Below are 15,727 nucleotides of genomic sequence, written 5' to 3' on the forward strand. Positions count from 1 at the left end.
CGCGCCGTTACTGCCGATACTTCATCCGTTTTAGGGCCGCTGGAAAATTTGCCTTTTCACATACACGGAAACTATCTGGATGAAACAGTTATCACTTCGCACGGGGTTGCTGGCATTGCTGGCATTTATGACACTGCTGCTGTTGGCGGTGAGTTTTATGGGTATCGTGGCAATTAACAAAGGGAATCGCTCGCTGGATGTGATCAACCGCATTCAGGGGATCGAGCTGAACAGTCTTTACCAGAGCAATGCCGATCTGATGCGGGCCCGCGCTAACGCCGCGCTGGCGGTGCGTAAAATTGAAATTGGTTTGCTGGAAGAGGGGGCGGCAGTAACAAAACTATCGCAGGCGGATGTGGTCTCATCACAGCAAAGCCTGAAGCGTTTTGTGGACGCCGGAACGGTGACGGCGCACGGCAAAAAGCTGGCCGATGCGGTTTCGGCCAGTTACAAAGCCTATCTCGACCAGGGCATCAAACCGATGATGAACGCCCTGGATAAGCAATATACCGACGAGTATTACCAATTGCTGGAAGGCAACCTGGCGACGCTGGCAGCCAGCTACAACAAGGCCGTCACGGACTTCAGCCAGCTGGCCGATCAGATCACCCAGGCCCAGCTGGCGCAGGCGGCCTACAACGAAACCAAAATGAAAATCCTGATCGCCGTGGCGGTGGTATTAACACTGCTGCTGCTGGTGCTCGCCTGGCAACTGCTGCGCCGGATGCTGCTGCAGCCGCTGAACCTGGCCATTCTCCATCTTGAGCAGGTCGCGGCGGGCGACCTCTCGCAGGCGCTGCCACCGTCGGGCAACAATGAGCTGGGGCGGCTTAATCATGCGCTCGCCGGGATGCAGCAGTCGTTGCGTACCTCGGTGAGTCAGGTGCGCGAAGCGAGTATGCAGATCGACATCGGCAGCCGTGAACTGGCCGCGGGCAACGTCAATCTGTCGCAGCGTACCGAAGAGTCCGCCGCCTCGCTGGAGCAGACTGCCGCCAGCATGGAGCAGCTCACGGCAACCGTGCGGCTTAACGCCAGCAATGCCCAGCAGGCGCACCAGCTGGCTAACGCGGTCTCTGATACTGCCGATCGCGGCGCGGAGGTGGTCTGCTATGTGATGGAAAAAATGCATGAGATTACCGACAGTGCCAATCGTATCGGCGACATTCTTGGCGTGATTGATGGTATCGCCTTCCAGACCAACATTCTGGCGCTCAACGCCGCCGTTGAAGCGGCGCGCGCAGGCGAACAGGGCCGTGGCTTTGCGGTAGTGGCAAATGAAGTGCGCACGCTGGCACAGCGCAGCGCTAACGCGGCCAAAGAGATCCGTACGCTGATTAGTGATTCACAGTCGAGGGTGAAAGAGGGCAGCGAGATGGCGACGCGGGCCGGGGAAACCATGGATGAGATTTCTGGTGAGGTCATGCGCGTAACGGCACTGATGAAAGAGATCTCGATGGCCTCCGACGAACAGAGCCGTGGCATTGAGCAGGTTAATCTGGCGGTCACACAGATGGATGCGGCGGCGCAGCAGAACGCGGCGCTGGTGGAGCAGGCAACCGCCGCGACCCAATCGCTGGAAGCGCAGTCCGATCAGCTTCAGGCAACCATGGCGCAGTTCAGGTTGCAGACGGCGTAAAAACAGCAAGGGCGCGAAAATCGCGCCCTTACTTTTTATATGACTTTTTATACCACTGCCGGATTAACCCTGACGGCAATCCGGGAACTCGGCCAGGAAACGCTCAACGTCGTTCACCATCGCCTCGTTACCGCAGTAGAACGGACAGCGCTGGTGCAGCGTGACCGGTGGAATATCCAGAATACGCTTCTGACCGTCGCTGGCTTTACCGCCCGCCTGCTCTGCCAGGAACGCCATCGGGTTGCACTCATATAGCAGACGCAGCTTACCCTGAGGATGGCTGGCGGTGCTTGGGTAGAGGTAGATGCCGCCTTTCAGCAGGTTACGATGGAAATCCGCGACCAGCGATCCGATGTAACGTGAGGTATAAGGACGGTGCGTTGGCAGATCCTCTTCCTGACAGAACTTCAGATATTTCTTCACACCCTGCGGGAAACGAATGTAGTTACCTTCGTTAATGGAGTAGGTGTAACCCGTTGGTGGATAGGTCATACGTTCGTGACTGAGGCAGAACACACCCAGAGACGGATCGTAAGTAAACGCATGCACGCCTGCACCGGTGGTATAAACCATCATGGTGGAGGAGCCGTAAACCACGTAACCGGCAGCGACCTGCTTGTTGCCTGGCTGCATGAAGTCCGCTTCAACAACTGGCGTACCCGGTTCGCTGACGCGGCGGTAGATAGAGAAAATGGTGCCGACGGAAACGTTAACGTCAATGTTAGAAGAACCATCCAGTGGATCCATTAACACCACGTACTTACCGTTTTCTTCACCTTCAAAGATCACAAACTCGTCTTCTTCCTCAGAAGCGATACCGGCGACGATGCCGCGTGCTTTCAGTGCTGCCTTCAGTTTCTCGTTGGCAAACAGATCAAGTTTCATCTGCTGCTCACCCTGAATATTCTCGACGCCGCTGGCACCCAGAATATCCACTAAACCGGCTTTGTTGATATCGCGGTGGATGATTTTGGCACCCAGCTTAATAGCGGAAATCAGCGCTGTCAGTTCACCTGTAGCGTGCGGAAAGTCATGCTGCTTCTCGACGATAAATTCGCCCAACGTTTTCATAACACATTCCCTGAATCTTCGATGGAGTGGCAGCACGCGTAACAGTCTGCCAACGGATGCGTACGCAGTTTAGCCGATTGAACTTCAAAAACCATAGTCCTAATCCGTTTCTTCCATCTGCGAGCGGCGTTACACTGTGCGCCGAACTTTTGAGTAATGGATCACGTAATGCGCATTCACATCCTCGGGATTTGTGGCACTTTTATGGGCGGTCTGGCGATGCTGGCCCGTTCACTTGGTCATCAGGTGACCGGGTCAGACGCCAACGTTTACCCACCTATGAGTACTCTGCTTGAACAGCAAGGTATTGAATTAACAGAAGGTTATGACGCCAGTCAGCTTGACCCGGTGCCTGACTTAGTGATTATCGGCAACGCGATGACGCGGGGTAATCCTTGCGTGGAAGCGGTGCTGGAACGCAACATTCCTTACCTCTCTGGCCCGCAGTGGCTGCACGATTTCGTGCTGCGCGATCGCTGGGTGCTGGCGGTCGCGGGAACCCACGGCAAAACCACCACAGCCGGCATGGCAGCGTGGATTCTTGAGGCCTGCGGCCTTGAGCCAGGCTTTATTATTGGTGGTGTGCCCGGAAACTTCGATGTCTCGGCAAAATTAGGAAAAAGTCCATTCTTCGTGATTGAGGCGGATGAGTACGACTGCGCATTTTTCGATAAGCGTTCCAAGTTTGTCCACTACTGCCCACGTACGCTGATCCTCAATAATCTTGAGTTTGATCACGCCGATATCTTTGACGATCTGCGGGCGATCCAGAAGCAGTTCCACCATCTGGTGCGGATCGTACCGGGCCAGGGAAAGATCCTGCTGCCGGAACATGATCCTAACCTCAAACAGGTGATGGCGATGGGCTGCTGGAGCGAGCAGGAGAACGTGGGCGAGCACGGGCGCTGGCAGGCGAAGAAGCTCACCAACGATGCGTCTCACTGGGAAATCTGGCTCGACGGCGAAAAAGTCGGGGAAGTGAACTGGGCGCTGGTGGGTGAACACAATATGCACAACGGGCTGATGGCGATTGCTGCCGCGCGCCATGTGGGTGTGAAGCCGGAAGATGCAGGCCAGGCGCTGAACAGCTTTATCAATGCGCGTCGACGGCTGGAGCTGCGCGGCGAAGTGAACAGCATCAAAGTCTATGATGACTTCGCTCACCATCCGACCGCGATTCTGGCGACGCTGGCTGCCCTGCGCAGCAAAGTTGGCGGCAGAGCGCGTATCCTGGCTGTGCTGGAGCCACGCTCTAATACCATGAAGATGGGCGTCAGCAAGAACGATCTGGCACCGTCGCTGGCGCGTGCTGATGAGGTCTTTCTGTTCCAGCCGCACCATATTCCGTGGCAGGTATCTGATGTCGCAGAAGCGTGCATTCCGCCTGCACACTGGAGCGCGGATATCGATACCCTGGTGGAAATGGTGGCCAAAGCCGCGCAGCCAGGCGACACGATTCTGGTCATGAGCAACGGCGGGTTTGGTGGTATCCACCAGAAGCTGCTGGACAGGCTGGCATAATGTCACAGGCGCCCGTTTCGGGCGCTTTTTTTAAAAGCATTATCCCCGGAAATATTATTCCCTCAATAAATCCCGCATATTTTTGAATTCGATCTGCTCACTCTTCCTGCCGTTGCCATGTTTTTCTTATTAGTGTCTGAAACAGAAAGGCCGCTCTCGCCGGTTATTTCTAGCATCATCCCTGTAGTGACTGAGGGATAATAATTAACGCGTTAAAGTTAAAGGAATAAATAACAGGTTCTCTTTATGCGCGATCTTATATTGATGAGGGTTTTAAATATAAGTTAACTCTGGGTTAAACGAATGAGTTCGGATAATTCATTGCTCTGATTACCACTAATAAGGATGTTCATATGGGAAATAATAATTCATTGTCGTTTTTTCTGGGCGCCGCGTTGTTATGCAGTTCTGCTGCGGCGCTGGCCACGGCCACCGTTGATTACCGGCATGAGTACCGCCTTCGCGACCGCACGCACTACGACAAGCTGGGTCTGAGCACCACGCTGCCGGACAATATGTTTCTCGGGGTCGAAACCAAATTCAAAACCGGCGGCGCCGATCCAAAAGACAAATATTATAACGACACCGTGTTAAACGTAGTGGAGGTGACCTTTCTGAAGTCGTATTACTGGGGAAACTGGACAGTGTCGCCTTTTATTCAGCCAGAATTTAACTCCTCGCGCACTGAATGGAAATTTGGTGTGGCACCCTGGTATAAATTTAATGATCGCTGGTCTCTCGGTGGCCTTTATCGTCTTGAGCTGACCGATTATGCGCATGACGATCAATGCCGCACCGGCGGTATTGATTATTGCGATACTGACCGGCATCGCACTGCCAACCGTTTTGATCTCTATCTGCGAAATAAAAGCGATCGGCTGACCACCACCTATAAGCTGGTGTATAAACACGCGGATGCGAAACTCTTTGCCAATAAACATGACGATTACGAACAGGAGTTACAGTTCGATTATGCGCTTGGCAACGATCGCGTCTGGGTGCCTTACGTCACCTTTGGTGATATCGGACGTTCTGCGACATCGAGCGAACGCCAGCTGCGGCTGCGCACCGGTATTCTCTATATCTATCGATGAATGCGCTGCCGGGAGGCGGGCGAGGCTGCCCGCCATGGCGTTACTTCGCTTCGGCCAGTTCGCGCAGATACTGGAAAATCTGACGGGCAGACTTCGGCGGCTTGCTGCCCGCTTTCTCTTTCTGCGCGTTACGGATCATGCTGCGTAACTGCTGACGATCGGCATCGGGATAAAGCGCAATCACGTCGCCCATCGCTTCATCACCCTGTTCAATCAGACGATCGCGCAGCATTTCCAGTTTATGGAACAGCGCAACCTGCTGGTTATGGCGATTATTGAGCTTATCCAGTGCAACGCGGATCGGCTCCACATCAATACTGCGCAGCAGTTTACCGATCAGCTGCAACTGACGGCGGCGACCCTCTTTCTTGATGCGCTGTGCCAGTTCAACTTCGGTACGCAGGCGCTCATCCAGCGGGATTTTATCCAGCGAGTTTTTACCCAGATCAACCAGTTCGGCACCCAGGCGCTTTAACTCTTCTGCATCGCGTTTAATTTCACTCTTACTGACCCAGATAATCTCTTCATCTTCTTCTTCGTCATTATCTGGCACATCGTCGAGCCACTCATCGGGCTGTTTGGTCATTTCCGGGCTCCCAAAAAAAAGAGGCTAATCCTACCAGTTTATCGGGTGACTGCGAAATTGTTCTCTGACTCTGATAGACTCAAATCATTCACACATAAGATTAGACGGCAGGTCGATGAACGTATCTACTCAGGTTGCAGAACAGCGAAAAGTACTGGAGCAGGCCATTGCGCAGGCACTTGAACTGGCTAAAGCAAGCACTGACAGCGCGGAAGTGGCAGTCAGTAAAACCACCGGCATCGGGGTCAGCACCCGCTATGGCGAAGTGGAAAACGTCGAATTCAACAGCGACGGTGCGCTGGGCATCACCGTCTATCATCAGAATCGTAAAGGCAGCGCCTCATCGACCGACCTCAGCCCGGACGCGATCAAACGCACCGTGCAGGCGGCGATTGATATTGCGCGCTATACCTCGCCCGATCCCTTTGCCGGTCCGGCCGACGCAGAGCTGCTGGCCTATGATGCGCCAGACCTGGATCTCTACCATCCTTGGGAGATTGATGCTGACCGCGCCATTGAACTGGCTGCGCAGGCGGAACAGGCATCACTGCGCGCCGACAAGCGTATTACCAACACTGAAGGTGGCAGCTTCAACAGCCACGTCGGCATCAAAGTCTTTGGCAACAGCCACGGTATGTTACAGAGCTACTGCTCAAGCCGTCACTCGCTCTCCAGCAGCGTGATTGCCGAGCAGGATGGTAATATGGAGCGCGACTACGCCTACACCATTGGGCGCGCGTTTGAAGATTTGAAGAGCCCGGAGTGGGTCGGTGCAGAGTGCGCGCGCCGCACGCTCTCCCGTCTGGCACCGCGTAAACTTCCGACCATGAAAGCCCCGGTGATTTTCGCCTCAGAAGTGGCAACCGGCTTATTTGGTCATCTGGTTGGCGCGATCAGCGGCGGCAACGTTTACCGTAAATCGACCTTCCTGCTGGATTCTATGGGTCAGCAGATCCTGCCGGAGTGGCTCACCATAAATGAACAGCCGCATCTGCTGAAAGGGCTCGCCTCCACGCCATTCGACAGCGAAGGGGTGCGTACCCAGGCGCGCGACATCATCAAAGATGGCGTGCTGCAGACCTGGCTGTTAACCAGCTACTCAGCCCGCAAACTGGGCCTGACCAGCACCGGTCACGCTGGCGGCATTCATAACTGGCGCATTGCGGGCCAGGGCCACAGCTTTGACGACCTGCTGAAGCAGATGGGCACCGGGTTAGTGGTGACCGAACTGATGGGACAGGGCGTCAGCGCCATTACCGGTGATTACTCACGCGGTGCGGCCGGGTTCTGGGTCGAGAATGGCGTTATTCAGTACCCGGTCAGCGAAGTGACTATCGCCGGAAATCTCAAAGAGATGTGGCGCAATATGGTGACCATCGGTGACGATATTGAAACCCGCAGCAATATCCAGTGCGGTTCAGTGTTACTGCCTGAGATGAAGATAGCGGGACAATAAAGATGGATTCCTGAAGCAGCCGGTTGGCTGCTTTTTTTCATCACAATAAAAAGGAAGTAATGATGCGTAAGCATGTGATTGCAATGTTGTCGGCTTCTCTGTTGTTCTCCAGCGTCAGTCTCTATGCGGCGGATCTGGAGCAGGATATGGATACACTGAATGCGAACCTGAAAATCGTCAAAAAAAGTGACAATGCCCAGGAGATGCAGCAGGCGTTAACCAAAATGCGTGCCGCAGCGCAGGATGCGCGACAGGGCACGCCGGATAAGCTGGAAGGCCAGCCGGCTGACAGCCCACAGGTGAAAGATTTCCATGCCGGTATCGACTCACTGATCGCGCAGATCGATGTGGTCAGCGCGCTGGCGAAAGCCAACAATGTGGACGGGGCGAAACGCGAAGCAGCGAAGTTCGACGACATCCGCAATACCAACCATAAGAAATTCCGTTAATCAGATCGCCGGCCAGCCAGGCCGGCGGTTTTTTACCATCACTTCTGCTTATTACCGCACCCTGAACCCCCGCGCGTCCGGCTTGTCGCCGCACAACATCACCGCTTTTCTCGGTTAAATCCATCAAATTATGCATTCTGCGACGCGTGTCGCACTAAGCATGCAGCCTGCGATCTGACGCACAACCTTCACTTCAATTTCCACTTGCTGCTGGAAATGTTGCCTCTCCACAGCCGGGGCGATGACCGCTAATTTGTTTTTAACGCGAATTATCCGGTTTAACAGGAGTAGCAAGGTGAGTAATAACTGCGTCCCGGTGTATGAAGCGGCACCTGAGAAAGTGCAACAGCTGGCTGACAGCGTGATGACGCAGATTGCTGCGATCTATCAGCAGCAGGGTATTCAGCCCAATGCGGTTCAGCAGCAGATGCTGCAATCGCATGTCGGTGCCATGGCGTCACGCTCGCTGAGCGGTGAGCCGCTGCCGGAAGTGGAAGCGGAGCTGTTTGAGGATATTCCGCCGGAAACGTTAGCGCTGGCGCAGCAGGTCGTCGATCTGTTTGGCAATCTGCCCCGCGAAGAGGCCTGGCTGCTGTCAGTGCATATTGAAGTCGCGCGATCAAACAACCAGAGAGGAACATAAGATGGTAACAGTAGTGATTGGCGATCGTTTAGGTAAAGGACAGAAAGTGGCGGCGGGCATCGAAAAAGCGGGTGGCCGTGCCGTCGTGGTGCCAGGTGTCGCCGCTGACATGAAACTGGGTGACGTGATGAAGGCGGAAAACGCCGATTTCGGCATCTCTTTCTGCGGCAGCGGCGGCGCCGGTGCTATCACCGCTCAGAACAAATATGGCTACAAAGCAAAGCATGGCATGCGTTCTGTCGACGAAGGCGTCACCGCCATTAATGAAGGTGCCACGGTGCTGGGCTTCGGCTTTATGGATAAAGAAGAGTTAGGTGAGCGGCTGGTGCAGGCCTGGAACAAGAAGCACGGCAGCTGATTATGAAAGAACAATACGTTACCCAGGTGACGGTCGAGGGCAAAGGCGACACCAAAGCGAAAGCCTTTGCCGATGCCCTGAGTCGTGTGCAGAACCAGGTTCTGCGCGCGACGCAAAAAATTCTGCTGCGCATTGAACCTCAGGATGTCCGGGTGCTGCGCGCGCAGGAGAGCGTCAAAACCGAGAAGTTTCTCTTCTTCTTTCTGGCGCGCCAACGGCGGAGCTTCAGCGTCACGCTGGAGATCACCGTCAGCGTCACCGTTTTCGACACCGAACAGGTGGCGTTCACGGCGGCATCGTAAAACAGAGCCTGTTAACGCCAGCCAGCCGTTTGCCCGATGCTCTGCTGTCGCGACATCGCGATGATCAGGTATGGGCGATGCGGCGGCGTGCGATTGGGCAGGTAAAAACGACAACAAGGTACAACAACATGTTTTTAATCATTTTGTTTAAGTCGTTGATCATTGGCGGGCTGGTAGGGGTCGGCGTCGGTGCGGGTGCGGCGCGCATGTTCCACGCGCCAACCACTCAGGGCATGGGCGCTTTCCGTACGCTGGGCGAGCTGAACTCGTGCGAGGGCGATCCGGCATCCCACTTCTCCTTTGGTCTTGGCTTCTTTTTCAATGCCTGGGCATCGTCTGTCGCAGCCGGTTCATTCACTCAGGATGTGGATCATCGCATCATTCCAAACTGGGGTGCGGCCGCCTTGATGGTGAAGAATCGTAATGTGGCGGAGACGCTGCACGATCCGAAAAAAATGGCCATCGCCTGCGGCATCATCGGCATGATCGTGGTCGCCTTCCTCAACTCCACCGCCTCGGCTGTTCCGGCTGCGCTGCAGGTCACGGCGGTCAAAGTGCTGGTGCCCGCCGCTAACCTGCTGGTGAACACCGTCATGCCGGTGATCTTCTGGCTGGCGGCGATCGACGCGGGCAGAAAGTCAGGCTTCTGGGCCACCATTTTTGGCGGTCTGGCGCAGCTGATCATGGGCAACGCCGTGCCGGGACTGGTGCTGGGTATCCTGATCGGTAAAGGCGTGGAAGAGAGCGGCTGGAACCGGGTCACCAAAGTCATGATGACCGCCATCGTGCTGCTGTTTGTGCTGAGCGGCTTCTTCCGTGGTTTCGATATGAAGCTGCTGCAGTCCTTCCAGCTCGGCATTCCCGGCTGGCTCGACATGATCCACAACTCAGTCAGCGGCAAATAAGAGGCGATGCGATGAACGAAAATAAAGGCTTCTGGTACGCCGACTGGTCTTTCCCGATCTTTGTTGGCCTGCTCTCTTCTGGCGTCTTTGCCGGGACACACATGTATTACCTCTATGGCATCGGCGCGTTCAATGAAGTGGCGTTTGTGTCGATGCTGCGCGCAGGCATGGAGACCGGCGTCTACGGCGCGGTCGCCGCCTTTGGTGCCAGCTTCCTGTTCGCCCGTATCATCGAAGGCTCGCTGGTGGGCATTCTGGATATCGGCGGGGCGATTCAGACCGGCGTCGGGCTGGGCGTTCCGGCACTGCTGCTGGGTGCGGGCATTGTCTTCCCGGTGGCGAACTTCGCTGCCTCGCTGGCGACGGGCCTGGTGATTGGTGTGGCGATTGGCTACCTGATTATTCTGGCGCGTAAATTCACCATCAATCAGAGCGACTCAACCTACGGCGCAGACGTGATGATGGGTGCGGGTAATGCCTCGGGGCGCTTTCTGGGGCCGCTGATCATCCTGTCAGCCATGGCGGCATCCATTCCGATTGGCCTGGGTTCGCTGCTGGGCGCGCTGCTCTTCTATCTCTGGAACAAGCCCATTACCGGCGGCGCCATCCTCGGCGCGATGATCCTCGGGGCACTGTTTCCGATTGCTCTCTGATCTCACCGGCAGCCCGGCAGCGGGCTGCCGTTAAGGAGAAACCATGTACGACTTGATTATTCGCGGTGCGCGTCTCAGCGATGAGCAGGTGGTCGACATTGCGCTGCAGGATGGCCGTATCGCCGCCATAGGCAAGGTGCAGGGTAACGCGCAGCACGAGCGCGATCTGGCTGGCCGTTACTACCTCAGCGCAGGCTGGATCGACTCCCACGTTCACTGCTATCCCAAATCACCAATTTATCATGATGAAGCGGATGCGATTGGCGTAGCGCATGGCGTCACCACGGTTGTCGATGCGGGCAGCACCGGCGCAGAGCACATTGATGACTTTTACCGGCTGACACGCGCGGCACAGACCCAGGTTTATGCGCTGATCAATATCGCCCGCACCGGCATCGTCACCCAGAATGAGCTGGCTGACATGACGCAGATAGATGGCGAGGCGGTGCAGCAGGCGGTGGCGCGGCTGCCCGATTTTATTGTCGGCCTCAAGGCGCGCATCAGCAGCAGCGTGGTGGGCGAGAATGGTGTGCAGCCGCTGATCAAAGCGAAGGCGATCCAGCAGGAAACCGGCGGGCTGCCGCTGATGGTTCACATTGGCAATAATCCGCCCAATCTCGACCAGATTGCGGATCTGCTCACCACGGGCGATATCATCACGCACTGCTTTAACGGCAAACCCAACCGTATCCTGACGCCGCAGGGCGAACTCAAAGCGGCCGTAAAACAGGCTATCGCGCGTGGCGTCAAACTCGATGTCGGCCACGGCAGTGCCAGCTTCAGCTTTGAAGTCGCCCGCGCGGCGATTGCGCAGGGCATTCTGCCCGACACCATCAGCTCTGACATTTACTGCCGCAATCGTCTGGCCGGACCGGTTCACAACCTGGCGCATGTGATGTCGAAATTTTTCAGTGTCGGTATGACCCTGCCGCAGGTGATTGACTGCGTAACGGTCAATGCGGCGGCAGGACTGCGCCTGCAGCGCAAAGGCCAGCTGAAAGTGGGCTACGACGCCGATCTGACAGTGTTTAGCGTCAAAGAGGAAACCCGGCCATTCATCGATTCAGAAGGTGAACAGGTCGCAGGTGAGAAGCATCTGGTCCCGCTAGCGGCCGTCGTTGCTGGTACGTGGATCGCGACTGAAGAAGGAAAAGCGCATGACCTCGGTATATGAAAAGTATGGCCTGAAGCCGGTGATTAACGCCTCTGGCCGTATGACGATCCTCGGCGTCTCTACGCCGTCGAGTGAGGTGATCGATACGGTGAAATATGGCCTCGATCACTACTTCGAAATGAAAGATCTGGTGGACAAGACCGGTGCTTATATCGCCGGTCTGCTGAAGGTGGAGAACGCGCTGGTGGTCTCCTGCGCCTCGGCCGGTATCGCCCAGAGCGTGGCGGCGGTGATTGTGAAAGACAACGACTGGCTGGTGGATAACCTGCATGCCGCGCCGCTGACTGTCCCGCACCAGATTGTGGTGCCGAAAGGGCACAACGTGAACTATGGCGCACCGGTCGGCAGCATGGTGGCACTGGGTGGCGGACAACTGGTGGAAGCGGGTTACAGCAACGAGTGCTCACCCGCCCAACTGGCGGTGGCGATCACCCCACAGACCGCGGCGATCCTCTATGTAAAATCGCACCACTGTGTGCAGAAGAGCCATCTCGATGTGGCGCAGGCCGCAGCCGTTGCGCGCCAGCATGGCGTCCCGCTGATCGTCGATGCGGCAGCGGAAGAGGATCTGCAATGCTACTACCAGGCGGGTGCCGATCTGGTGATCTACAGCGGAGCAAAAGCGATTGAAGGGCCGACCAGCGGACTGGTGATTGGCCGACACCACTACGTTGAGTGGGTCAAACGCCAGACCAACGGCATTGGCCGCGCGATGAAAGTGGGCAAAGAGGGGATCCTGGGGCTGACCCAGGCGATTGAAAACTATCTGACGCAGCCAAAAATCAGCGGCGCGCAGATGGCAGAAAAAATGACGCCGTTTATTGAACAGCTCAACAGTCTGAATGGCGTGACGGCCCGGGTAGTGTGGGACGCAGCCGGACGCGACATCGCCCGGGCTGAGATCAAGTTCGACGAAGCCGCGATCCAGCAGCGCACCGGCGATCTGGTGCAGGCGCTGAAAAACGGCGATGTGGCGATCTACTTCCGTGGCTACAAAGCCAACGAAGGGATCATTGAGGCGGACGTGCGCAGCGTCAGCGCCGATCAACTGCACACTATTTTCACCCGCATTCAGGCACTGTTAAACGGAGAGAAAAACGCATGACGCTGACCCCCAATTTCTATCAGGATCGTCTCTGCCTTAACGTACTGGCGGGATCGAAAGAGAATGCACGCGCTATCTGGCAGGCGGCAGAAGGGCATGTGCTGGTCGGCGTACTGTCGAAAAACTACGCCAGCAATGAAGCCGCTATCGCCGATATGCGCGAGTATGCCGCGCTGATCGATAATGCGCTCTCGATTGGTCTGGGTGCGGGCGATCCCAACCAGTCACAGATGGTGAGTGAGATCGCGGCAGTGCTGCAACCGCAGCATGTGAATCAGGTCTTTACCGGCGTCGCCACCAGCCGTGCGCTGCTGGGGCAGTCGCAGACGATAGTGAACGGGCTGATCTCGCCCACCGGCACGCCAGGTCAGGTGAAAATCTCCACCGGACCGCGCAGCTCAAAACAGCGTGACGGGATCGTGCCCGTCGAAACGGCGATCGCGATGCTGCAGGATATGGGCGGCAGCTCGGTAAAATATTTCCCGATGGGCGGTCTGCAGGCGGTGGATGAGTATCGCGCTGTGGCGGAAGCCTGTGCAAAACAGGATTTCTGGCTGGAGCCAACCGGCGGTATCGATCTGGAAAATTTCGGTGAGATCGTGCGCATTGCGCTGGAGTCGGGCGTCAGCAAAGTGATCCCGCACGTCTACAGTTCGATCATCGACAAAGCCAGCGGAGAGACCCGCGTTGAAGATGTGAAGCAGTTGCTGGCCATCTGTAAAACGCTGCTGGCTTAGAGATCAACACGATCTGCCTGCAACAGGCAGATCGCGCAACATGGACGTTGCGAGACGATCTCCGTAGGCTGATGTTCCCTATTTCTGTCTGCAAACAGGTAACGCTTGTGAGATTTCCCAATCAGCGCCTTGCGCAACTGTTCGATGCCATGCAAAACGAAACGCTGCCTCAGGATGAGCTGGCGCGGCGTTTCGCCGTCTCGACACGCACCGTGCGTACCGATATCACGGCGCTGAATGCGCTGCTGGCAGAACATGGCGCGCAGTTTGTCCTCAATCGCGGCGCGGGCTATCAGCTGAAGATTGAGGATGCTCAGCGCTTTCAGCATCTGCAACAGCATACCGCGTCGCCGCTGCGGGTACCGCGCACCTCGCCGGATCGGGTTCGCTACCTGCTGACCCGCTTTCTTACCGCCGCTTATTCCCTGAAACTTGAAGAGCTGGCAGAGGAGTGGTTTGTCAGCCGCGCGACCCTGCAGAATGATATGGCGGAGGTGCGCGAATGGCTGGGGCGCTATCACCTCACCATTGAGAGCAAGCCCCACTACGGCATGAAGCTGTTTGGCAGCGAAGTGGCAATTCGTACCTGCCTGACCGACCTGTTATGGCAAATTGATCAGGCGCAGCCCGAGAGCCCGCTGCTCACTATCGAAGCGCTGAACAGCGGCATGCTGGAGACGCTGCGCCCGCTGCTGCAAAGCTGTTTTGCTCAGCACAACATTCGGCTCAGCGATGAGGGTGAACGCTATCTGCGGCTTTACTGCGCCGTGGCGGTGCGGCGCATCAGTGAAGGCTATCCGCTTAACGATCCGGGTGCAGAGGAGATTGGTGATGAGGTGCGTGAAGCGGCCCATCACCTGATTAATCTGATGCGCCCGCTGGTCAGCAAACCGATTTCACCGGCGGAAGAGAACTGGCTGCGGGTCAATATCGCCGCGCGACGCATTCAGGCGATTGCTCCCAGCGCCATCAATGCTGATGACGCCGACGCGCTGGTGGATTATCTGCTTAGCTTTATCAACACCCATTACAACTTCAATCTGCAAAACGATCAGCAGCTGCGTGCTGACCTGCTCACCCACATCAAAACCATGATTACACGGGTGCGCTATCAGATTCATATTCCCAACCCGCTGCTCAGCAACATCAAACAGCACTATCCCATGGCCTATGATGTCACCTTAGCGGCGGTGACCAGCTGGGGGAAATATACCCCTTACGTCATCACCGAGAATGAGATTGGCTTTCTGGTATTGCATATCGGTGTCGGGCTGGAGCGCCACTATGACGTCGGTTATCAGCGTCATCCGCAGGTGCTGCTGGTCTGCGACAGCGGTAACTCTACGCTGCGAATGATTGAGGCGATGCTGCTGCGCAAATATCCGCAGTTGCAGGTCACGGCCCGCCTGTCCCAGCGCGAGTATGAGGCGCGCAGCCGCATCGACGAAGATTTTGTTATCTCTACCATCCGGCTCAGCGAAAAAGAGAAACCGGTGGTGGTGATGTCGCCGTTTCCCACCGGTTTTCAGCTGGAACAGATTGGCAAGCTGGTGCTGGTGGACCGTACCCGGCCCTATATGCTGGCGAAATTTTTTGATGCTCAGCACTTTCATATCGTCGACAGGCCGATGACCCAGTCTGAACTGTTTCGCCAGCTGTGCGATCAACTGGAGGCGGAGGGATTTGTGGATGCGGCGTTCTATCCGTCGGTTGAAGAGCGCGAAGCGATTGTCAGCACCATGCTCGGCGAAGGCATTGCGCTGCCGCACTCGCTGGGGCTGCTGGCAAAGAAAACCGTGGTTTACACCGTGCTGGCGCCGCACGGCATCGCCTGGGGAGACGATACCGCCTATGTCATTTTCCTGCTGGCGATCAGCAAAAGTGAATATGAAGAGGCGATGGCGATATACGATCTGTTTGTGACGTTCCTGCGTGAAAGGGCGATGACCCGCCTGCGGGACAGCACCGATTTCACCCGCTTCAGGGCAGTGGCGATGGATTGCCTGAGCCGCTCCTGGCCCTCGCCCTGAATCG

General features: G+C 56.3%; 16 protein-coding genes. 14 read left to right on the forward strand and 2 right to left on the reverse strand.

Going from position 1 to position 15,727, the window contains the following annotated elements; translation table 11 throughout:
* Positions 1–79: 79 nt before the first annotated feature.
* Positions 80–1,639, forward strand: a complete 1,560-nt coding sequence (locus ACVKSX_RS11985; RefSeq protein WP_010256457.1) for a methyl-accepting chemotaxis protein — start codon at positions 80–82, stop codon at positions 1,637–1,639.
* A gap of 63 nt (positions 1,640–1,702) precedes the next feature.
* Here ACVKSX_RS11985 and fbp read toward each other — a convergent pair whose 3' ends face one another.
* Positions 1,703–2,710: a class 1 fructose-bisphosphatase gene (fbp, locus tag ACVKSX_RS11990; RefSeq protein ID WP_010256459.1), complete on the reverse strand. Its 1,008-nt coding sequence runs from the start codon at positions 2,708–2,710 to the stop codon at positions 1,703–1,705.
* A gap of 168 nt (positions 2,711–2,878) precedes the next feature.
* On the opposite strand from fbp, the gene mpl reads away from it, so the two are divergent.
* Positions 2,879–4,231 carry a UDP-N-acetylmuramate:L-alanyl-gamma-D-glutamyl-meso-diaminopimelate ligase gene (gene mpl / locus ACVKSX_RS11995; protein ID WP_010256463.1) on the forward strand — a complete coding sequence of 451 codons (1,353 nt, stop codon included), beginning with the start codon at positions 2,879–2,881 and terminating at the stop codon, positions 4,229–4,231.
* 353 nt (positions 4,232–4,584) lie between these two features.
* On the forward strand, positions 4,585–5,325 hold the full coding sequence (locus ACVKSX_RS12000; RefSeq protein WP_033772707.1) for an oligogalacturonate-specific porin KdgM family protein: 741 nt from the start codon (positions 4,585–4,587) through the stop codon (positions 5,323–5,325).
* Between the two features lie 40 nt (positions 5,326–5,365).
* Here ACVKSX_RS12000 and yjgA read toward each other — a convergent pair whose 3' ends face one another.
* Complete coding sequence (yjgA, locus tag ACVKSX_RS12005; RefSeq protein WP_010256467.1) at positions 5,366–5,911, reverse strand: ribosome biogenesis factor YjgA; 546 nt, start codon at positions 5,909–5,911, stop codon at positions 5,366–5,368.
* A 115-nt stretch (positions 5,912–6,026) separates the two neighbouring features.
* Here yjgA and pmbA point away from each other — a divergent pair, with 115 nt between their 5' ends.
* The 11 genes from pmbA (at position 6,027) to ACVKSX_RS12060 (ending at position 15,723) form a co-directional block, all read left to right on the forward strand.
* Positions 6,027–7,367, forward strand: a complete 1,341-nt coding sequence (gene pmbA, locus ACVKSX_RS12010) for a metalloprotease PmbA (protein ID WP_010256470.1) — start codon at positions 6,027–6,029, stop codon at positions 7,365–7,367.
* A gap of 62 nt (positions 7,368–7,429) precedes the next feature.
* Complete coding sequence (gene cybC / locus ACVKSX_RS12015) at positions 7,430–7,816, forward strand: cytochrome b562 (RefSeq protein ID WP_010256473.1); 387 nt, start codon at positions 7,430–7,432, stop codon at positions 7,814–7,816.
* A 295-nt stretch (positions 7,817–8,111) separates the two neighbouring features.
* Positions 8,112–8,459: a glycine dehydrogenase gene (locus ACVKSX_RS12020; protein WP_354438924.1), complete on the forward strand. Its 348-nt coding sequence runs from the start codon at positions 8,112–8,114 to the stop codon at positions 8,457–8,459.
* Between the two features lies 1 nt (position 8,460).
* Positions 8,461–8,817 carry an SFCGS family glycine-rich protein gene (locus ACVKSX_RS12025; protein ID WP_010256477.1) on the forward strand — a complete coding sequence of 119 codons (357 nt, stop codon included), beginning with the start codon at positions 8,461–8,463 and terminating at the stop codon, positions 8,815–8,817.
* A gap of 2 nt (positions 8,818–8,819) precedes the next feature.
* Entirely contained in the window at positions 8,820–9,119 is a 300-nt protein-coding gene (locus tag ACVKSX_RS12030) for a DUF4312 family protein (protein ID WP_010256479.1), read from the forward strand.
* Positions 9,120–9,247: 128 nt separating this feature from the next.
* Positions 9,248–10,024 carry a DUF4311 domain-containing protein gene (locus tag ACVKSX_RS12035; protein WP_010256480.1) on the forward strand — a complete coding sequence of 259 codons (777 nt, stop codon included), beginning with the start codon at positions 9,248–9,250 and terminating at the stop codon, positions 10,022–10,024.
* A gap of 11 nt (positions 10,025–10,035) precedes the next feature.
* Positions 10,036–10,677 (forward strand): DUF4310 family protein, encoded by a 642-nt coding sequence (locus ACVKSX_RS12040; RefSeq protein ID WP_010256482.1) that lies wholly within the window; start codon positions 10,036–10,038, stop codon positions 10,675–10,677.
* 43 nt (positions 10,678–10,720) lie between these two features.
* On the forward strand, positions 10,721–11,851 hold the full coding sequence (locus ACVKSX_RS12045; protein ID WP_163637530.1) for an amidohydrolase/deacetylase family metallohydrolase: 1,131 nt from the start codon (positions 10,721–10,723) through the stop codon (positions 11,849–11,851).
* Positions 11,835–12,956 carry a DgaE family pyridoxal phosphate-dependent ammonia lyase gene (locus ACVKSX_RS12050; RefSeq protein ID WP_354438922.1) on the forward strand — a complete coding sequence of 374 codons (1,122 nt, stop codon included), beginning with the start codon at positions 11,835–11,837 and terminating at the stop codon, positions 12,954–12,956. The genes ACVKSX_RS12045 and ACVKSX_RS12050 overlap by 17 nt, the downstream gene beginning before the upstream one ends.
* Entirely contained in the window at positions 12,953–13,693 is a 741-nt protein-coding gene (gene dagF / locus ACVKSX_RS12055; RefSeq protein WP_187494972.1) for a 2-dehydro-3-deoxy-phosphogluconate aldolase, read from the forward strand. The genes ACVKSX_RS12050 and dagF overlap by 4 nt, the downstream gene beginning before the upstream one ends.
* 107 nt (positions 13,694–13,800) lie before the next feature.
* Entirely contained in the window at positions 13,801–15,723 is a 1,923-nt protein-coding gene (locus ACVKSX_RS12060; protein ID WP_031594357.1) for a BglG family transcription antiterminator, read from the forward strand.
* The last annotated feature ends 4 nt before the right edge of the window (positions 15,724–15,727 follow it).

It is taken from the genome of Pantoea sp. PvP021 (assembly GCF_054056055.1).